The following is a 19890-nucleotide window of genomic DNA, read 5'->3' as shown; positions in this document are numbered from 1 at the left end:
GAAGATTTTCGCAAGCGGATTTCACAGGCCCGCACAAAACGGTTCAACGCCATGAATACTTCAACGACAACCGCCAAAGCGCCCATCGAGATAGCCCCACCACCGGCTCGCAAGATCCGCGTGGCCAATCCCGGCTGGTTCCTGGTCAGCCCTTCGGTGGCCCTATTGCTGCTATGGATGATCGTGCCACTGGGCATGACCGTCTATTTCTCGATGATCCGCTACAACCTGCTCTACCCCGGCGAGAATGAATTTGTCGGGCTGGAAAACTTCACTTATTTCCTGACCGATTCGGGCTTCATGCCCGGCGCCACCAATACCCTGTTGCTGGTGGGCAGTGTTCTGTTGATCAGTGTGGTGTTCGGGGTGTTGATCAGCGCGTTGCTGGAGGCCAGCGAGTTTTTCGGGCGCGGCATCGTGCGGGTACTGCTGATCTCGCCGTTTTTCATCATGCCCACCGTCGGGGCTCTGATCTGGAAAAACCTGATCTTCCACCCGGTCTCGGGGATTCTCGCCTCGGTGTGGAAACTGTTCGGCGCCCAGCCGGTGGACTGGCTGGCCCATTATCCACTGCTGTCGATCATCATCATTGTGAGCTGGCAATGGTTGCCCTTCGCGATCCTGATCCTGATGACCGCCATGCAGTCCCTCGACCAGGAACAGAAGGAAGCTGCGCGCCTGGACGGTGCCGGTCCGATCGCGATTTTCTGGCACCTGACCCTGCCGCACCTGGCTCGGCCAATTGCCGTGGTGCTGATGATCGAGACCATTTTCCTGCTGTCGGTGTTCGCCGAGATTTTCACCACCACCAACGGAGGCCCCGGCTACGCCTCCACCAACCTGGCTTACCTGATCTACAACCAGGCACTGGTGCAGTTCGACGTCGGCATGGCATCGGCGGGAGGCCTGATTGCCGTGGTCATTGCCAACATCGCCGCCATCATCCTCGTCCGGATGATCGGCAAAAACCTCACCGACAAGCACTGAGGCCGCCGCCATGACACTTCAACAATCCCGTCGGCTGCAAAGCCTGCTGTTGGGCACGCTGGCCTGGGCCATCGCGTTCCTGATCTTCTTCCCGATCTTCTGGATGGTGCTGACCAGCTTCAAGACCGAAATCGACGCGTTCGCCACACCGCCGCAGTTCATCTTCATGCCGACGCTGGAGAACTACCTGCACATCAACGAGCGCAGCGACTACTTCAGCTTCGCCTGGAACTCGGTGGTGGTTTCCTTCAGCGCCACCGCCCTGTGCCTGCTGATCGCAGTGCCGGCGGCCTACTCCATGGCATTCTACGAAACCCAACGCACCAAAGGCACTCTGCTGTGGATGCTCTCCACCAAGATGTTGCCGCCGGTGGGCGTGCTGATGCCGATCTATCTGCTGGCCAAGAACTTTGGCCTGCTAGATACCCGTATCGCGCTGATCATCATCTATACGCTGATCAACCTGCCCATCGTGGTCTGGATGATTTACACCTACTTCAAGGACATTCCTCGCGACATTCTCGAGGCCGCACGCCTGGATGGCGCCACGCTGTGGCAGGAAATGGTCCGGGTGCTGCTGCCGATTGCCAAGGGCGGCCTGGCGTCCACCGTGCTGCTATCGCTGATCCTGTGCTGGAACGAGGCCTTCTGGTCACTGAACCTGACCTCGTCCAAAGCCGCGCCGCTGACTGCCCTGATCGCGTCCTACTCCAGCCCCGAAGGGCTGTTCTGGGCCAAATTGTCCGCCGTTTCGACCCTGGCTTGCGCGCCGATTCTGATCTTCGGCTGGATCAGCCAGAAACAACTGGTCCGCGGCTTGTCCTTCGGCGCCGTGAAATAACGCGCCCTACCCAATTAACAAAAAGTGGAGGCCCACCCCATGGCCAACCTCAAGATCAAGAATCTGCAAAAAGGCTTCGAAGGTTTTTCCATCATCAAGGGCATCGACCTGGAAGTGAACGACCGCGAGTTCGTGGTGTTCGTCGGTCCGTCGGGCTGCGGTAAATCCACGCTGCTGCGGCTGATCGCGGGCCTGGAGGAAGTCAGCGACGGCACCATCGAACTGGACGGCCGGGACATCACTGAAGTCAGCCCCGCCAAGCGCGACCTGGCGATGGTGTTCCAGACCTACGCCCTCTACCCGCACATGAGCGTGCGCAAGAACATGTCCTTTGCCCTCGACCTGGCCGGCGTGCCCAAGGCCGAGGTCGAGAAGAAGGTCAACGAAGCGGCGCGCATCCTCGAACTGGGACCGATGCTCGAACGCAAGCCCAAGCAGTTGTCCGGTGGTCAGCGTCAGCGGGTGGCGATTGGTCGTGCCATCGTGCGCAACCCGAAAATCTTCCTGTTCGACGAACCGCTGTCCAACCTCGACGCCGCGCTGCGGGTGCAGATGCGCCTGGAGCTGGCGCGGCTGCACAAGGAACTGCAGGCGACCATGATCTACGTGACCCACGATCAGGTCGAAGCCATGACCCTGGCCGACAAGGTGGTGGTGCTCAACGGCGGGCGCATCGAGCAGGTCGGTTCCCCCCTCGAGCTCTACCACCAACCGGCGAACCTGTTTGTCGCGGGTTTTCTCGGCACACCGAAGATGGGCTTTCTCAAGGGCAAGGTCACGGTCGTCAGTGCCCAGGGCTGCGAGGTGCTGCTGGACGCAGGCACTCGCATCCAACTGCCGGTCAACAGTGCCAGCCTGAACGTCGGCGCCGCGGTGACCCTGGGGATCCGTCCGGAACACCTGAACCTGGCACAACCGGGCGAATGCACCTTGCAAGTGACCGCCGACGTCAGCGAGCGGCTGGGCAGTGACACCTTCTGCCACGTCACCACCGCCTCCGGCGAAGCCTTGACCATGCGGGTTCGCGGTGACCTGGCAAGCCGTTTCGGCGAGCAACTGAACCTGCACCTGGATGCCGACCACTGCCATTTATTCGATGCCGATGGCGTAGCGCTCACCCGTGCGCTGCGCGCCGCCGCCTGATTACCGAGACGTGTGATGAAACTCAACCGACAAAACCTGCACAACCTCGATCCACAGGTTGCCCTGCCCGCCTATCCGCTGAACGATATCCGCCAGGGCATCGCCCACATCGGCGTCGGCGGTTTCCATCGGGCTCACCAGGCGTACTACACCGATGCGCTGATGAACACCGGCGAAGGCCTGGACTGGGCCATCTGCGGCGTGGGCCTGCGGGCCGAAGACCGCCGGGCCCGGGATGATCTGGCCGGGCAGGACTACCTGTTCACCCTGTTTGAGCTGGGCGATACCGATGACACCGAAGTCCGGGTCATTGGCGCCATCAGCGACATGCTGCTGGCCGAAGACGGTGCCCGGGCACTGATCGACAAACTGGCCGACCCGCAGATCCGCATCGTCTCGCTGACCATCACCGAGGGTGGTTATTGCATCGATGACAGCAACGGCGAGTTCATGGCCCACCTGCCGCAGATCCAACACGACCTGAACCACCCGGACGATCCGAAGACCGTGTTCGGTTTTCTCTGCGCCGCCCTGGCCAAGCGCCGGGCCAATGGCATCCCGGCGTTCACCCTGATGTCCTGCGACAACCTGCCCCATAACGGCGCGGTGACCCGCAAGGCCTTGCTCGCCTTCGCCGCGTTGCGCGACGCCGACCTGGGGCTGTGGATCGACCGCAACGTCAGTTTCCCCAATGCCATGGTCGACCGCATCACGCCCATGACCAGCGTGGCCCATCGTCTGCAGTTGCACGATGAACACGGGATCGACGACGCCTGGCCAGTGGTCTGCGAGCCGTTCGTGCAATGGGTGCTGGAAGACAAATTCGTCAATGGCCGCCCGGCCTGGGAAAAGGTCGGCGTGCAGTTCACCGACGACGTAACGCCTTACGAGGAAATGAAGATCAAGCTGCTCAACGGCAGCCATCTCGCCCTGACTTACCTCGGGTTCCTCAAAGGCTATCGTTTCGTCCACGAAACCATGAACGACCCGCTGTTCGTGCGTTACATCCGAGCCTACATGGACCTGGACGTGACACCGCAACTGGCACCGGTGCCGGGCATCGACCTGAGCGACTACAAGAACACGCTGATCGAACGGTTCTCCAACCAGGCCATCGCCGACCAGTTGGAACGGGTATGCTCGGACGGCTCGTCGAAGTTCCCCAAATTCACCGTGCCCACCATCAACCGCTTGATTGCCGACGGTGGCCATACCCGGCGCGCGGCGCTGGTGGTGGCGGCCTGGGCGGTGTACCTCAAGGGCGAGGACGAAAATGGCGTGAGCTATTCGATTCCCGACCCGCGCGCCGCGTTCTGCCAGGCGCTGGTGGCCGACGATGCGCTGGTTACCCAGCGGATGCTGGAAGTGGAGGAAATCTTCGGCACGGCCATTCCCCGTTCGGCGGAGTTCGTGGCGGCGTTCGAATGGTGCTGCAACAGCTTGCGCGAGCATGGGGTCACACGCACGCTCGAGCGGGTGTTGGCTGATGCGGACTAGACTGCCTTTTTGTGGCGAGGGCGCTCGCTCCCTCGCCACAGAGCCTTATTCGACTGGTCATTGCGTACCGAGACCCATCACCTGAGGATTTGTATGGCAAACCAACAGCTGTTCCTGGGCATCGATTGCGGCACCCAAGGCACCAAGGCCCTGATCCTTGATGCAGTCACCGGCCAAGTCCTGGGCCAGGGTGCCGCGACCCACACGATAATCAGCGGTCCCAATGGCTGTCGCGAGCAGGACACCGGGCAATGGATCGATGCGTTCATCCAGGCAACTCATCAGGCACTGGCCGCCGCCGGCGTGGACGGTCAGGCCGTTCTCGGCATCGGTGTTTCCGGGCAGCAGCACGGTCTGGTACTGCTCGATGACCAGGATCAGGTCCTGCGTCCGGCCAAGTTGTGGTGCGACACCGAAACCACGCCTGAGAACGACCGTCTCCTGGCACACCTGGGCGGCGAAAGCGGCTCCCTGGAGCGTCTCGGCGTGGTCATCGCCCCCGGCTATACCGTGTCCAAGCTGCTGTGGACCCGTGACGTCCATCCCCAGGTGTTCGCCCGCATCGCCAGCATCCTGTTGCCCCACGACTTCCTGAATCACTGGCTCACCGGCCGTCATTGCAGTGAATACGGCGACGCCTCCGGCACCGGCTATTTCAACGTGCGTACCCGCCAATGGGACCTTGAGTTGTTGCACCACATCGACCCCAACGGCCGACTGCAATCGGCGTTACCGGAGCTCATTGACGCCCACAAACCCGTCGGGCGGATCCTGCCGGCCATTGCCGCACGCCTGGGCATCAATCCCGATGCCGTGGTCGCCAGCGGTGGCGGGGATAACATGATGGGCGCCATTGGCACCGGCAACATTCAGCCCGGCGTGATCACGATGAGCCTCGGCTCTTCCGGCACGGTCTACGCCTACGCCCAGGAGCCGGTGGTCAGCCCGCAGGCCTCGGTAGCCACTTTCTGTTCCTCCAGCGGCGGCTGGCTACCGCTGATCTGCACCATGAACCTGACCAACGCCACCGGCGCGGTGCGCGAGCTGCTGGAACTGGACATCGACGCGTTCAACGCCCTGGTCACCCAGGCTCCGATTGGCGCCGATGGCGTGTGCATGCTCCCGTTTCTCAACGGCGAACGCGTGCCTGCCCTGCCCCATGCCACCGCCAGCCTGTTGGGCTTGACGACCACCAACCTGAACCGGGCCAACTTGTGCCGCGCGGTGGTCGAAGGCACCACCTTCGGCCTGCGCTACGGACTGGACCTGCTGCGCGCCAACGGGCTCGAAGCCCGGAGCATCCGTCTGATCGGCGGCGGCTCGAAGAGCCCGGTCTGGCGGCAGATCGTCGCCGACATTATGGATACCACGGTCATCTGCACCGAGCAGAGCGAAGCCGCTGCGCTCGGCGCGGCCATTCAGGCAGCCTGGTGTCATTCAGGATCACAGCAAAGCCTGAGCGAACTGTGCCAGCGCTGCGTCAAACTCGATCCGACCAGCGAGACGCGGCCGGTCGCCGAGCATGTCGCAGCGTCCCAGCAGGCCTACGAACGTTACCGACAACACGTCGCAACCCTTTGAGAGCAAGTCATTATGTATCTGGTGTGTGGTGAAGCACTGTTTGATGTCTTCAGTGAAGACGAGGCTGGCGGCCCGGTTTCGCAGGTCAGTTTCAAGGCCATTGCCGGCGGCTCGCCGTTCAATGTGGCGGTAGGGCTGCGACGACTGGGGATGGAGTCGGCCTTGTTCGGTGGATTGTCCACCGACTATCTCGGTCGGCGCCTGCATCAGGTTCTGCTCAACGAAGGTGTCAGCACGACATACCTGGTGGACTTCGATGCACCGACGACGCTCGCGATGGTTGCCGTCGGTGCCAACGGCTCACCCCATTACAGTTTTCGTGGCGAAGGCTGCGCGGATCGGCAATTAAGCCTGGAACATCTGCCCTCATTGGGGCCAGAGGTATGCGGCCTGCATTTCGGCTCGTTCTCCCTGGTGGTGCAACCCATTGCCGATACATTGCTGGCGCTGGCGCAACGTGAAAGCGGCAAGCGCCTGATCAGCCTCGACCCGAACGTGCGACTGAACCCACAGCCAGACATCGAGCTATGGCGCGCCCGGATCGCGACGCTGGTGCAATATGCCGATCTGATCAAGGTCAGCGACGAAGACCTCAGCCTGCTCTACCCCGGGCAGGACCCACAAAGCGTGATCAGAAGCTGGCTCCAGCATCGTTGCCAACTGGTGTTCCTGACCCGTGGCGGCCAGGGCGCTACGGTGTTCAGCCAAGGCCATGGCAGCTGGTCGATGCCCGCCCTCGCGGTCGAGGTTGCCGACACCGTAGGCGCAGGCGACACCTTCCAGGCAGCACTGTTGACCTGGCTGGGCGAGAACGAAATGGATTCGGCCGAAGGCCTTCACGCCCTGACCCGGGACCAGATCAGCGCGATGCTCGACTTTGCGATGCGTGCGGCGGCTCTTACATGCAGCAAGACAGGACCGGACCTGCCGTACCGCCAGCAGCTCGTCTGAGGGATAAAATGAGGAAACGGGACGCTGGGTCTGTGCATGAGCCCAGCCCAACGTCAACGTCACTGACCGGCGTGGCTTAGCGTCCGGTCATCCGGTGCTGCTGATGGAAATAATTTCCGGCTCCGTGATGATGCTGAAGCTCGGTGCGTAACTCGGCGATAAGGTCATTGATTGCCCGGCAGCTGGTGAGCTTGTTGGCATCGATATCGGTCTTGAGCAAAGCCACACGGTCCGTTTCATGGTCGTCGAAGACCTTGATGGTCATCGACAGGTCCGGTGACAAGGTGCATTGCGAGCGCTTGGGCAACAAGCTGCTTTCAATGATGCTTCGCATTTCGAGGGCAGATAAAAACATGGCGACTCTCTCCTGTTGAGGCGTCCAACTTATTTTTTCACGGCGACGATACTTCTTCTCCGTTCCTTCCCTGCGGATCTGGGACTACGAAATGTCGTGCCGTTCGTTTTTAGCGTTTCAATCAATAAGTTCTTCAAGTGAACTCTTGGATCATCCCGCAAAAAATATGCCTGCAATTGCCACGTTTCTACTTGATATAAATCAATCACTTGGCGTGTCAACGCGTAGGCTTCCTCGGGCAAAATGCAAGGAAGCGGCGCGTTTCTCTTGCAAACTGCAACAACGCTGATGCGTCGCAAACTAGAGTAGCCCTAATTGCCACTATGGAAACGGGCATCCGTCGGCTGGCATGAAAAAAGCGATGACAGGTCACCTTTCCGGTGACTTTTCCTACAAACCCTGGTCACTTGAGCCCCACTTTATAGAGCGCTCCCTCGTCTTCATCCGTCAGCACATACAGGTAGCCATCCGGCCCCTGGCGGACATCGCGGATTCGCTCCTTGAGTTCGCCCAGCAAACGCTCCTCGTGAACGACCTTGTCGCCCTCGAATTCCAGGCGGATCAGGTTCTTCGAAACCAGTGCCCCGATGAACGCGTTGCGCTGCCAGGGAGTGAAACGATCGTTGTCGTAGAACGCCATGCCACTGAGCCCCGGTGAAACCTGCCAGACATGGTGGGGGCCACGTGTTCCTTCGACAGTCTTGCCCTGAGCTTCGGGAATCGGCGCACCAGAGTAGTTGATGCCATGGGTCGCCAGCGGCCAGCCATAGTTCTGGCCGCGCTCGATGATGTTCAGTTCATCACCGCCCCTGGGGCCGTGTTCGTTCTCCCACAACGTACCATTCCAGGGATTGAGTGCAGCGCCCTGGGGATTGCGAATACCGTAGGCCCAAATCTCCGGCCGGACGTCTTTCTGACCGACGAAGGGGTTATCGTCCGGCACCTTGCCGTCAGGGTAGAGACGCACCACCTTGCCCTGCAGCTTGTCCAGGTCCTGGGCCGTCGGGCGGTCGTTGTTTTCTCCCAGGGTGATGAACAGGTAGCCATCACGGTCAAATACCAATCGCGAGCCGAAGTGGTTGCCCGTGGACAGCTTGGGCTGCTGGCGGAAAATCACGTCGAAATTCTCCAGGCGCTTCAGGTCCTCGGACAATTGCCCCCGCCCTACCGCAGTGCCGGCCTTGCCGTCCTCGCCACCCTCGGCATAGGACAGATACACCGTACGATCCTGGTTGAAATCCGGCGACAGCACCACGTCCAGCAAACCTCCCTGGCCATTGGCCCAGACCTCCGGTACGCCGCCCAACGGTGTCGACACCTGCCCGTCGGGGCTGACCAGGCGAAGGTTGCCCGGCCGCTCGGTCACCAGCATGCCACGCTGCCCCGGCAAGAACGCCAGCGACCAGGGGTGCTCCAGCCCCTTGGCCACGGTGGTCACCTCCACGGTGCCCTCTTCGCTTTTGAATAACTGGGTCGGGGCGGCAAAGGCCGGCATGGCAAGTGTCAGGACAGCGCTGGCGCCGAGCGCCGTCAGGTATGTTTTACGCAACATGCACATTTCCTTCTGTGGTCTACCGATTGTCGTTCGGGCCCCTGGGAGGCGTATTGGACTCAATGGTCGGCCTGGGCGAACCCGGCGCAGGCCCCGAGCGAGGATAACCGTTGCCGATACCACCGTTTTCCAGGGTGGGCGGCCGGGGCACGGGGACTGTCGGGTTGTTGCGAATCGTCGGTACGTTGGGCTGGGTGCCCTGCATGCTGTTGGGGTTCGCCCGGCGTATCGGATTGCTGTAGGGGTTGTTGTTGCCTGGCAGGTTCTGGGCAACGACCACAGCCCCAGGATCTGGCGCGGCGGCGTGGACGGCGCTGGCCAGCAATAGCGTGAAGATGGCGAGCATCAGCCTGTGCATCGGGTACCTCCTGCGTCACGAAATCGCTCCGATATATCGAAAGCACGCTACGCCGCAGGTTCGCGGTTGTTAAGTAAATGTTAGGCAAATTGTCGGACGCAAATGTTACGAGGCATCTCCGGACCAGCCAGCGCTACCCGCCGGCAGCGTTTTCCACGGAAACTTTTGCCAAGGCGCAAAGGTCACCAGAGAGACTCTTCATCGGTAAGGAAAACCCCACCATGGCACGGGCAATCTGGAAAGGCGCAATCAGTTTCGGACTGGTCCACATTCCCGTGGCGCTGGTGTCGGCGACGTCCTCCCAGGGGGTGGATTTCGATTGGCTGGATAAGCGCAGCATGGACCCGGTGGGCTACAAGCGGGTCAACAAGGTCACCGGCAAGGAAGTGACCAAGGAAGACATCGTCAAGGGTGTCGAGTACCAAAAAGGCCAATACGTGCTGCTCAGCGAAGAGGAAATCCGCTCCGCCCACCCCAAGTCCACCCAGACCATCGACATTTTTTCCTTCGTAGACAGCGAAGCGATCCCGCTGCAAAACATTGATACACCTTACTTCCTGGCCCCCGACAAACGCGGCGGCAAGGTCTATGCGCTGCTGCGCGAGACCTTGATAAAGACCAACAAGGTGGCCCTGGCCCATGTCGTACTGCATACCCGCCAACACCTGGCGGCGCTGATGCCGTTGGAGTCGGCCCTGGTGCTGGTGATGCTGCGCTGGCCGGCCGAAGTGCGCGACCTCGACATCCTGGAGTTGGGCGATGAGGTGACTCACCCGACCCTGGCCAAGGGTGAGCTGGAAATGGCCAAGCGCCTGGTCGAGGACATGAGTGGCGATTGGGATCCCCAGCAATACCGGGACAGTTTCGAGGACAAGATCATGGAACTGGTGGAGAAAAAGGCCAACGAGGGCCGCCTCGAAGCCGTGGAAACCGACCCGGGCGAAGAGCAACGCAAGACCGCCGATGTCATCGACCTCACCGAACTGCTCAAGCGCAGCCTGGGCAGCAAAGGCAAGGCGGCCGACAAGCCCGGCGGAAAAAACGCCGAGAAACCCGCCAAGCCTCGTAAATCCGCGCCTGCCAAAAAAGCCACCAAGGCTTCCCGGGGCTAGTCCCCCGGCGCCAGCACTGCAAGGGAAACTGTCATGGTCATGGCCGAAAATGAACACGCCCGATTGCCCGATACCGAACCGGACGAAACAATGGCTCGACCCGACAATAGACTGGACCGGATCGCAGTACCCGCTCGCTTACCTGAACGCCTGTCCCCGCAACTGGCCACGCCCGTGGAGGAACCACCGCCTGGCGAATGGCGTTATGAGGTCAAGTTCGATGGCTATCGACTGCTGGCCCGCATCAGAGGCGGCGAAGTCCGACTGTTCAATCGCAATCATCAGGATTGGACCGAACGCCTCCAATTACACGCCGATGCCCTGGCTGCTCTGAATCTGGGGGATAGCTGGCTGGACGGTGACCTGGTGCTGCTGGACGACACCGGTCAATCCGATCTTGCCGCCCTGCGGCAAGCCTTTGAAATCGGCCGCACCGTGGACATGGTGTACTTCCTGTTCGACGCTCCGTTTCTCAACGGCAAGGACCTGCGAATGCTCGCGGTGGAAGAGCGGCGAGCGGCGCTGAAAAAAGCCCTGGCGAACAACGCAAGCAAGCGCCTGCGGTTCTCCGAAGCGTTTTCCGCCAGCCAGGATGAGATTTTCGAGAGCGCCGCCGCCCTTTCGCTGGACCGCGTGATCGGCAAACGCCTGGGCAGTCCTTATGTATCCCGGCGCAGCACCGATTGGATCAAACTCAAGTGCCGGTTGCGCCAAGCCTTCGTCATTGTCGGTTTCACCCGCCCGAAAGGCACGCGCAGCGGTTTCGGTGCGCTGCTGCTGGCAGTCAACGGACCGGCCGGGCTGGTGTATGCCGGCCGGGTAGGCACAGGGCTCACCCGATCGCAGCTCAAGCAGTTACATGAACAACTCCAGCGCCATGAGCGTGACGCCTCCCCCCTGGGAAAACCACTCAATGCCAGCCAGGGTCGCGGCGTACAGTGGGTCGAGCCGACCCTGGTGTGCGAAGTCGAGTTCGCCGAATGGACCCGCGGCGGCCTGGTGCGCCAGGCGGCTTTCCTCGACCTGTTGACCGATACACCGGCCAGCAAAGTCGTTCGCGAGCAAGCCCTGCCGATAAAGGCCACGGCACCTGAATCCAAACGCGGCGGCAGAAAGCGCTCGGTGGAAGTCAGCGGCGTGAAAATCACCCATCCCGAGCGAGTCATCGACAGTGTCAGTGGGGTCGAGAAAGTAGAATTGGCGCAATACTACGCCGACATCGCATCATGGATTCTGCCCCATCTGAAGCTGCGGCCCGTTGCCTTGCTGCGAGCGCCCGACGGCATCGGCGAAGAGCAGTTCTTCCAGAAACACGCCGACCGCCTGGAAATCCCCCATATCAAGCAACTGGATCCGCAACTGGATCCGGGTCATGCAGCCCTGATGGAAATCGACAGCGCCCAGGCGCTGATCAGCGCGGCGCAGATGGGTACGGTGGAACTGCATACCTGGACCGCGACCCACGACCGGATCGAAACACCCGATCTGTTCGTCCTCGACCTGGACCCCGATCCGTCGCTGCCTTGGAGCGCCATGCTCGACGTGACCCGCATGACACTCTCGCTGCTCGATGAACTGGGGCTGCAAGGGTTCCTCAAGACCAGCGGCGGCAAAGGCATGCACATCATCGTGCCATTGGCACGGAGTGAGGGCTGGGACACCACCAAGGCATTCGCCAAAGCCATTTCCCAGTTCATGACCCGGCAGATGCCACAACGGGTCACGGCGACCATGGGGCCAAAAAACCGCGTCGGAAAAATATTCATTGACTACCTGCGTAACGCCCGGGGCGCCAGCACGGTCGCGGCCTATTCGGTGCGCGCCCGACCGGGCCTGCCCGTGTCAGTGCCCATCGCCCGGGTCGAACTCGATGGGCTGCGCAACGCCCAGCAGTGGGACATCCATACGGCACTCGAGCGGGCCAGGGGTCTGGGCGCCGATCCGTGGTCAGGTTACAACCATCGCCAACGGATCACGGCCAGGATGTGGGAACAACTGGAAGCAGAGAAACCCGGGATTGAAACGTAGCGGCACAGCGGGAACGGTTCAGATCCAGACGAAGATCGCCAACAGCCCGCCGAAGAACGCCCACTTTTGCAGGTAATACAAGGTGCGGTTGCGTTTCTTCAGCGCCTTGCCTTGAAGACGGATCCTGTAGAGTCTGGAAAATGCCCGGTTCAGCCCGCCGGTCTTGTCGCCGGCATCGTTCGGCGCGCCGGCGGCGGCCATCACGGTGCGACTGAACCAGCGATTGAAGGCAGTGGCCCAGCGGTATTTCAACGGTCGTTCCACATCGCAAAACAGGATGATGCGATTGTCCGACGTCGTGTTTTCGGCGTAATGAATGAACGTCTCGTCAAACATCACCGCCTCGCCATCGCGCCAATGGTACTGCTCGCCATCGACATTGATGTAGCAACCGCTGTCGTTAGGGGTTTCCAGGCCCAAGTGATATCGATAGGAGCCGGCATAAGGATCGCGATGACGCACCAGCTTCGAGCCCGGCGGCAACTCGGCGAACATTGCCGCCTTGATCGATCCGATGCCCTGCACCAGCTCGGTGGTGCGGGGACACAGCTTCATGGCCGAGGGATGGCTGTCGCCGTACCACTTCAGATAGAACCGCTTCCAGCCCGTCTTGAAGAACGAGTTGAAACCCACATCGTCGTATTGATTGGAACGTTTGATCTCGCCGGCTTGCAGCAGGCTCAGGCCTTCGGCGCGGATTTCCTCCCAATGTGCCTGCAACGGGCTCAGGTCCGGGAACTGCGCCGGGCTCAGGAAAGGCTTGTTGGGCAATTTCGAACACAGATAAAGCAGGCAGTTGATGGGGGCAAGAAAGGACGAGTGGTCGCTCAACTGGCGCCCGAGCTTGTGCCGTACGCGTCCGCGCAGGTGCACATAGCCAATGGAAAGAATGTAGATCGCAGCAATGATGAGTTTCACGCGATTCGTCACACAACTGGAGTGAAGGGACTGCTCCTTGCCGATCAGGAACCGGAGGACGTTCCTTGGCCAGCCAAGGGGCAAAAAGGGTGGCATCAACAGAGATGGCATTTTAGCCACAGTTTGTAACTGAAAGTTACCCTCAATTGTGAAAAACTGTCATGCCCAGGCAACACCCTATCGTTAACGCGGCCAGATCAGTACAATCGCCGCCCCAATCATGCGCCCCTTTTTCGCCGATTCCGGATAACCCCTTGATTTCTACAGCTAACATCACCATGCAGTTCGGCGCCAAGCCGTTGTTCGAAAACGTTTCTGTCAAGTTCGGCGCGGGCAACCGCTACGGCTTGATCGGCGCCAACGGTTGCGGCAAGTCGACCTTCATGAAAATCCTCGGCGGCGATCTCGAGCCGTCCGGCGGCCAGGTGATGCTCGAGCCGAACGTGCGCCTGGGCAAGCTGCGCCAGGACCAGTTCGCCTACGAACAATTCAGCGTGATCGATACCGTGATCATGGGCCACGAGGAGTTGTGGAAGGTCAAGGCCGAGCGCGATCGCATCTACTCGCTGCCGGAAATGACCGAGGAAGACGGCATGGCCGTGGCCGAGCTGGAAACCGAGTTCGCCGAAATGGACGGCTATACCGCCGAATCCCGTGCCGGTGAGCTGTTGCTGGGCCTGGGCATTCCGCTGGCCCAGCATTTCGGTCCGATGACCGAGGTGGCGCCAGGCTGGAAATTGCGAGTGTTGCTCGCCCAGGCCCTGTTCTCCGATCCGGAAGTGCTGTTGCTCGACGAACCGACCAACCACCTGGACATCAACACCATCCGCTGGCTGGAAAACATCCTCACGGCGCGTAACAGCACCATGATCATCATTTCCCACGACCGGCACTTCCTGAACAGCGTCTGCACCCACATGGCCGACCTGGACTACGGTGAACTGCGCCTGTTCCCGGGCAACTACGACGAGTACATGATCGCGGCGACCCAGTCCCGCGAGCAGTTGCTGTCGGACAACGCCAAGAAGAAAGCCCAGATCGCCGAACTGCAGACCTTCGTCAGCCGCTTCTCGGCCAACGCCTCGAAAGCCAAGCAGGCCACTTCCCGCGCCAAGCAGATTGACAAGATCCAGTTGGCCGAGGTCAAGCCGTCGAGTCGCGTGAGCCCGTTCATCCGTTTCGAGCAGACCAAGAAGCTGCATCGCCAGGCAGTCACCGTTGAACGCATGTCCAAGGGCTTCGACGGCAAGACCCTGTTCAAGAACTTCAGTTTCACCGTCGAAGCCGGCGAGCGTGTGGCGATCATCGGCCCCAACGGTATCGGCAAGACCACCCTGCTGCGCACCCTGATGGGCGAACTGGTGCCGGACAGCGGCTCGGTGAAATGGACCGAAAGCGCGGAGTTGGGCTACTACGCCCAGGACCATGCCCATGACTTCGAAGACGATGTCAGCCTGTTCGAGTGGATGGGCCAATGGACCCAAGGCGAACAGATGATCCGCGGCACCCTGGGCCGCATGCTGTTTTCCAACGACGAGATCCTCAAATCCGTCAAGGTGATCTCCGGCGGTGAACAAGGCCGCATGCTGTTCGGCAAGCTGATCCTGCAGAAGCCGAACGTGCTGGTGATGGACGAACCGACCAACCACCTGGACATGGAATCCATCGAAGCGCTGAACCTGGCGCTGGAGAACTATCCGGGCACGCTGATTTTCGTCAGCCACGACCGGGAATTCGTGTCGTCCCTGGCGACCCGCATCATCGAACTGAGCGCGGACGGCGTGGTGGACTTCAGTGGCACCTATGATGACTACCTGCGTAGTCAGGGTGTGATGTTCTAAGACGATTCAGCGCTGTAATGAAAAGCCCTGTCCAATGTGACAGGGCTTTTTACATCTCAAGTACACAAGTACTTGTGGGAGCGGGTTTGCTCGCGAAAGCGGTGTTTCAGAGTCAGGGTCAGTGTTGGACGTGCCGCCGTCTTCGCGAGCAAGCCCGCTCCCACTCTGGTTCGGAGTACGCCCGGAATCCATACTCACCGCAGCTCCCCACAGGTAATTGATGTGTCTTCAGTGTCTAGCCGCACGTTTAGTTAGCCTGCTTTCTTTTATTGCCACCTCGCGCCATGATGGAGCTCTCTCCCCCGCTGCCCGCGAACGAGCCCCATGTCAAAGCCTCAAGCCGCCCCCAGCTCCCTGTCGATCACCCTGCAAATCATCTCCATCGTGTTCTACACCTTCATCGCTTTCCTCTGCATCGGCCTGCCGATTGCGGTGCTGCCGGGCTATGTCCACGAGCAGTTGGGCTTCAGTGCGGTGGTGGCCGGGTTGACCATTGGCTCACAGTACCTGGCGACGCTGCTCAGCCGGCCCATGGCCGGGCGGCTGTCGGACAGCATAGGAACCAAACGGGCGATCATTTATGGTCTGTCGGGGATTTTGCTCAGTGGTGTGCTGACGTTGATCTCGACCTTGCTGCAAAGCCTGCCTCTGATGAGCCTGATCATCCTGATTGCCGGCCGTTTGTTGCTGGGCGTGGCCCAAGGCTTGATTGGCGTGGGCACCATCAGTTGGTGCATGGGCCAGGTCGGTGTCGAGCACACGGCCCGCTCGATCTCCTGGAACGGCATCGCCTCTTATGGGGCCATCGCCATTGGCGCGCCGCTGGGTGTGATCATGGTGGGTGATCTGGGCTTCGCCAGTCTGGGGATCGCCTTGTCGCTACTGGCGGGGGTTGCGTTGCTGCTGATTCGCAACAAGCCGTCCGTGCCGGTGGTGCGTGGCGAACGCCTGCCGTTCCGGGCGGTGTTCGGTCGTATCGCGCCCTACGGGACGAGCCTGTGCCTGGCGTCGATCGGCTATGGCACTCTCACGACCTTCATTACTTTGTTCTACCTGAGTCGCGGCTGGACCGGCGCGGCCTGGTGCCTGACGGTCTTCGGCGTCTGCTTCATCCTGTCGCGATTGTTGTTCATTTCCAGCATCGGTCGTTTCGGTGGCTTCAACTCGGCCATCGCTTGCATGAGCATCGAAACCCTGGGGTTGGTGCTGCTGTGGCTGGCGCCTTCCACGGCGTTCGCCCTGGTCGGCGCGGGGCTGGCGGGTTTCGGGTTGTCATTGGTCTATCCAGCGTTGGGCGTGGAGGCCATCAAGCAAGTGCCGAATACCAGTCGAGGTGCCGGGCTGAGCGCGTATGCAGTATTTTTCGACCTCGCCCTGGCAATTGCGGGCCCCTTGATGGGCGCGGTGGCGTTGAACCTGGGTTATGCCTGGATTTTCTTCAGCGCAGCGCTGCTGTCGATCCTGGGTTTGGGCTTGACCTTGCTGCTGCGTCAGCGCGCCGGAAAAAACGCTTACTGATCCGCTGTCCGCATGCCGGCGCGGGTCGGCTTACCCAGGGCCTCGCTGAAAAAACGGCCCGCTTCGGAAATCATGGTGCGATGAATGTCCTTGCGGTCGACCCCATCGGCATCGGTGCAAAGTGCGGGCATTGCAGCAATCTGCTCGTCGGTGCACGGCGCCAGGAACACGAAGTGCCCTGCCCCGGCCAACGTTTTGAAGTCCGGCGCGGTGGGCAGCTTGCGGGCCAGGGCAGCGGCGTTCTTGTCGAAAGCCACCAGCTTGTCGCCATCGCCGCTGTACAACAACACCGGCACATGGACATCGGCCAGGGTATGGCGACCGAACTTGAGACTCAACGGGGCCATCAGCAATAAAGCCCGGACCCTGGGATCGGCCACCGGTTGCAGGTCGTCGCGGTCGGCAATCAGTTCGCCCTGGGTATTGCAGGCGTCATGGTCGTCCGGCCGTTCCTGGCAATACCGCCGTAGACGATTGAGGTCCGGCGTGGCCCCGGAAAGGATCAGTGCAGTCTCGCCACCGGCCGAATACCCAATGACGCCCACCTGTCCGGCATTGACGAACGGTGACAGGATCGGATCGTTCAGCGTTGCGGTGATGGCTTCGGAAATCTGGATGGGCCGACCGTAAAGATTGCTCAAGGTGCCCAGCCTGCTGTGATCCTGGACGTTGTCGCCTGGATGGATCACCGCCACCACCACGAACCCCTTGCGCGCCAGGGACGTCGCCAGGTCATGCAGGGCCAAAGGCGTACCGGTGTTGCCGTGGGACAGCATCAGCATCGGAAAGCGGCCGATGGCGATCTGGGCGTCCGGGGCGGCGTCGATCTGGTAGCCCCCCAACTGGCTGGTTTGCTCCCTGGCGGTGGACGGATAGAAAGCAATGGCACGCATCGGCTGATGGTCCAGCGGATCGAGAAAGCTCAGCTCATGGAAGCCGGCACTCCAATGGGGATGCAACGCCGGTGCAGCCTGCACCGTCACCAGGCTACCGAGCAAACCAAGCAGTAATCCTGCACCAAGACGTCTCATTGACTCTTCCACCTTCACCAGCGAACAGGAACGCCCTGTCGCTCGCCACTCTGGCGTGCATGTCTCGCGCCAAGCATGACGCCGGAAACACGAAAACCCTGCACCCGACCCTCCTCGAAGGATCAGAATACAGAGTTTTACGAAGGTTGCCCGCAGGGGCAGGATTTTTTACCCAAGCCTCACGCAGCGGCGAACTGCGCGCCGATCTGTGCCTTGGCGTTGGACAGGGCCTTGGTACGCATGTCATCACCGTAAGCCAGGCCCTCGGCGCGGACGATCTCGATGTCGGTGATGCCAAGGAACCCGAACATATGCGTGAGGTACTGCTCATGACCTACGCCACTCGGCTGGCCGGCGTGCAAGCCTCCGGCCGTCGACACGATCACCAGCTTCTTGCCGCCGCACAAGCCTTGCGGGCCGGCTTCGGAGTAGGTGAACGTCTTGCCGGCCACCGCGATGCGGTCAATCCAGGCCTTGAGCTGGGTCGGAATGGTGAAATTGTACATCGGTGCGGCCAGAACCACCGCATCCGCCGCCAGGAACTCATCCATTGTCGCGGCGCTGAGGTTCGCCTCATGCTGCAAGGCAGCGTCGCGCAGCTCGGCACTGGTACCGGCAGCGACCAGGGTCTGGGCAGAGAAGTGACTGATCGCGTCGGCGGCCAGGTCACGGTAGGTCACGACCACATCAGGGTCGGCAGCTTTCCAGGCCTCGACCACTTCGCGGCTCAATTGGCGGGAAGCGGAATTGTCGCCGAGGATGCTCGAATCGATGTGCAGAAGTTTCATGTGCGTGCTCTCCAATGAGGATCGCTACCAGGCGATCGAATGAGGAGAATCCTACCGATGAAACCAATAGCCGATTAGCCGACATTAATGCGATAGTTCGTTCCACTGACAGGACAATCGAGCCCGCGACATGCAAGACCTCAACGATCTGTACTACTTCGCCAAAGTCGTCGAAGCCGGCGGTTTCGCGGCTGCCGGACGCACGCTGGGCATTCCCAAATCGAGGTTGTCCCGCCGTATCGCCGAGCTGGAGGAGCGCCTGGACGCTCGCTTGCTGCAACGCACCACCCGCCAGTTGAAATTGACCGCCGTCGGTGAACGTTATCTGCGCCACTGCCAGGCGATGCTATTGGAAGCCGAGATGGCCGACGAAGCGGTGGCGAGTATGTCCAGCGCACCGCGCGGACGGCTACGCGTCTCCAGCCCGGTAGGCCTGGCCCATGAAATGCTGGCGGGACTGGTGGCCGAGTTTCTGGAAAAATTTCCCCAGGTCCAACTGGAGATGATTCTGGTCAATCGTCGCGTGGACCTGGTGAGCGAGGGCATCGACGTGGCGTTGCGCGTGCGTGACCTGGGGGACGAGGACCCATTGCTGATGACCCGACGGTTGCGCCAGGCACGATTGATCATGGTCGCCAGCCCGGCATTCGTCGAAGGGCGACGGATCGAGACTCCCGAGGACCTCAAGCAACTGCCCGTGTTGGGGGCGCTGGAAACCGATCGCCTGGTGCATTTGCGCCTGCTCAACGACGATGAGCAAAGTGTCGAAATGGCTCTGGAAGCACGCCTGGGCATCGACGATTTCATCGTTCGCCGCGCCTGCGCCCTCGCCGGCCTGGGCTTTACCCTGTTGCCGAGCATGTATTGCGAAGAGGAATTAAGGGACGGCAGACTGGTTCAATTGTTGCCGGGATGGTCATTGCCCGTCGGCTGGCTCCAGGCAGTCTATCCCCATCGACGTGGCCTGCTGCCGGCCGTGCGTGCCTGGATCGACCACCTCGTGGAAGCGTTCAACCGTTGCGGAGACAGGACACTATGAGTTTGAGCGAAGAGGATGTCGCACGGTTCTGCCTGGGCTTGCCCGGCGCCCGGGAAGATTACAAATGGGGCGGCGTACGGGTGTTTTCCATCGCCGGAAACAAGATGTTCGCCTTGCAGGGCCTGCGCAGCGACTCCCTGGCGTTCAAGGTCGACAAGGATTTGTTCCTCGGGCATTGCGACCGGCCAGGGATACACCCGGCCCCGTACCTGGCACGTGCGCAATGGATCATCATGCACACGCCCTACCCCTTGGGCGCCGAGGAACTGCGCAGCCTGCTGCAACGCTCCCACCAGTTGGTGGTCAGCAAGCTGCCCAAGCGCACGCAAGTGGGCCTGCTGCTGCCCTGA

General features: G+C 61.0%; 18 protein-coding genes. 12 read left to right on the top strand and 6 right to left on the bottom strand.

The window, feature by feature from the left end; all coding sequences use genetic code 11:
* The first annotated feature begins 51 nt into the window (after window positions 1–51).
* From LCU97_RS04145 to LCU97_RS04120, 6 genes are all read left to right on the top strand, one after another.
* Window positions 52–987 (top strand): carbohydrate ABC transporter permease, encoded by a 936-nt coding sequence (locus LCU97_RS04145; RefSeq protein ID WP_232775638.1) that lies wholly within the window; start codon window positions 52–54, stop codon window positions 985–987.
* Between the two features lie 10 nt (window positions 988–997).
* Complete coding sequence (locus LCU97_RS04140) at window positions 998–1828, top strand: carbohydrate ABC transporter permease (protein WP_053151575.1); 831 nt, start codon at window positions 998–1000, stop codon at window positions 1826–1828.
* Window positions 1829–1867: 39 nt separating this feature from the next.
* Complete coding sequence (locus tag LCU97_RS04135; RefSeq protein WP_232775637.1) at window positions 1868–2971, top strand: ABC transporter ATP-binding protein; 1104 nt, start codon at window positions 1868–1870, stop codon at window positions 2969–2971.
* Window positions 2972–2986: 15 nt separating this feature from the next.
* Entirely contained in the window at window positions 2987–4468 is a 1482-nt protein-coding gene (locus LCU97_RS04130) for a mannitol dehydrogenase family protein (RefSeq protein ID WP_232775636.1), read from the top strand.
* A gap of 93 nt (window positions 4469–4561) precedes the next feature.
* The gene (xylB, locus tag LCU97_RS04125; RefSeq protein WP_232775635.1) at window positions 4562–6049 is read left to right on the top strand and encodes a xylulokinase; all 1488 of its coding nucleotides are present in this window, start codon (window positions 4562–4564) and stop codon (window positions 6047–6049) included.
* Window positions 6050–6061: 12 nt separating this feature from the next.
* Window positions 6062–7000, top strand: a complete 939-nt coding sequence (locus LCU97_RS04120; protein WP_053151565.1) for a carbohydrate kinase family protein — start codon at window positions 6062–6064, stop codon at window positions 6998–7000.
* Between the two features lie 76 nt (window positions 7001–7076).
* Here the strand turns inward: LCU97_RS04120 and LCU97_RS04115 are convergent, their stop codons facing one another.
* From LCU97_RS04115 to LCU97_RS04105, 3 genes are all read right to left on the bottom strand, one after another.
* Window positions 7077–7355, bottom strand: coding sequence for a DUF1652 domain-containing protein (locus LCU97_RS04115; RefSeq protein ID WP_232775634.1), 279 nt, complete (start codon window positions 7353–7355; stop codon window positions 7077–7079).
* A gap of 403 nt (window positions 7356–7758) precedes the next feature.
* Window positions 7759–8907, bottom strand: coding sequence for a PQQ-dependent sugar dehydrogenase (locus LCU97_RS04110; protein ID WP_232775633.1), 1149 nt, complete (start codon window positions 8905–8907; stop codon window positions 7759–7761).
* A gap of 19 nt (window positions 8908–8926) precedes the next feature.
* Window positions 8927–9265: a hypothetical protein gene (locus tag LCU97_RS04105; RefSeq protein WP_053151555.1), complete on the bottom strand. Its 339-nt coding sequence runs from the start codon at window positions 9263–9265 to the stop codon at window positions 8927–8929.
* Window positions 9266–9486: 221 nt separating this feature from the next.
* On the opposite strand from LCU97_RS04105, the gene ku reads away from it, so the two are divergent.
* A complete protein-coding gene (gene ku / locus LCU97_RS04100) occupies window positions 9487–10377 on the top strand; it encodes a non-homologous end joining protein Ku (protein ID WP_053151552.1) in 891 nt (296 codons plus the stop codon).
* Window positions 10378–10410: 33 nt separating this feature from the next.
* Window positions 10411–12405, top strand: coding sequence for a DNA ligase D (ligD, locus tag LCU97_RS04095; protein ID WP_232775632.1), 1995 nt, complete (start codon window positions 10411–10413; stop codon window positions 12403–12405).
* Window positions 12406–12423: 18 nt separating this feature from the next.
* Here ligD and lpxO read toward each other — a convergent pair whose 3' ends face one another.
* Window positions 12424–13323, bottom strand: coding sequence for a lipid A hydroxylase LpxO (gene lpxO, locus LCU97_RS04090; protein WP_232775631.1), 900 nt, complete (start codon window positions 13321–13323; stop codon window positions 12424–12426).
* A 254-nt stretch (window positions 13324–13577) separates the two neighbouring features.
* Here lpxO and LCU97_RS04085 point away from each other — a divergent pair, with 254 nt between their 5' ends.
* A complete protein-coding gene (locus LCU97_RS04085) occupies window positions 13578–15164 on the top strand; it encodes an ABC-F family ATPase (RefSeq protein WP_053151545.1) in 1587 nt (528 codons plus the stop codon).
* Window positions 15165–15488: 324 nt separating this feature from the next.
* Window positions 15489–16682 (top strand): MFS transporter, encoded by a 1194-nt coding sequence (locus tag LCU97_RS04080; RefSeq protein ID WP_053151541.1) that lies wholly within the window; start codon window positions 15489–15491, stop codon window positions 16680–16682.
* Here the strand turns inward: LCU97_RS04080 and LCU97_RS04075 are convergent.
* Both LCU97_RS04075 and LCU97_RS04070 read right to left on the bottom strand, forming a co-directional pair.
* Complete coding sequence (locus LCU97_RS04075) at window positions 16676–17713, bottom strand: alpha/beta hydrolase family protein (RefSeq protein WP_053151539.1); 1038 nt, start codon at window positions 17711–17713, stop codon at window positions 16676–16678. The genes LCU97_RS04080 and LCU97_RS04075 overlap by 7 nt on opposite strands.
* A 179-nt stretch (window positions 17714–17892) precedes the next feature.
* Window positions 17893–18501 carry an FMN-dependent NADH-azoreductase gene (locus LCU97_RS04070; RefSeq protein WP_053151536.1) on the bottom strand — a complete coding sequence of 203 codons (609 nt, stop codon included), beginning with the start codon at window positions 18499–18501 and terminating at the stop codon, window positions 17893–17895.
* A gap of 130 nt (window positions 18502–18631) precedes the next feature.
* Between LCU97_RS04070 and LCU97_RS04065 the strand changes: the two genes are divergently transcribed.
* Together LCU97_RS04065 and LCU97_RS04060 are read left to right on the top strand one after the other, a co-directional pair.
* Complete coding sequence (locus LCU97_RS04065; protein WP_053151533.1) at window positions 18632–19540, top strand: LysR substrate-binding domain-containing protein; 909 nt, start codon at window positions 18632–18634, stop codon at window positions 19538–19540.
* Complete coding sequence (locus tag LCU97_RS04060) at window positions 19537–19890, top strand: MmcQ/YjbR family DNA-binding protein (RefSeq protein WP_053151531.1); 354 nt, start codon at window positions 19537–19539, stop codon at window positions 19888–19890. The genes LCU97_RS04065 and LCU97_RS04060 overlap by 4 nt, the downstream gene beginning before the upstream one ends.

Origin of the sequence: Pseudomonas uvaldensis, from assembly GCF_021271205.1 — a bacterium.
Lineage (GTDB): Bacteria > Pseudomonadota > Gammaproteobacteria > Pseudomonadales > Pseudomonadaceae > Aquipseudomonas > Aquipseudomonas uvaldensis.
This window is presented reverse-complemented; position numbering and strand designations above follow the sequence as displayed.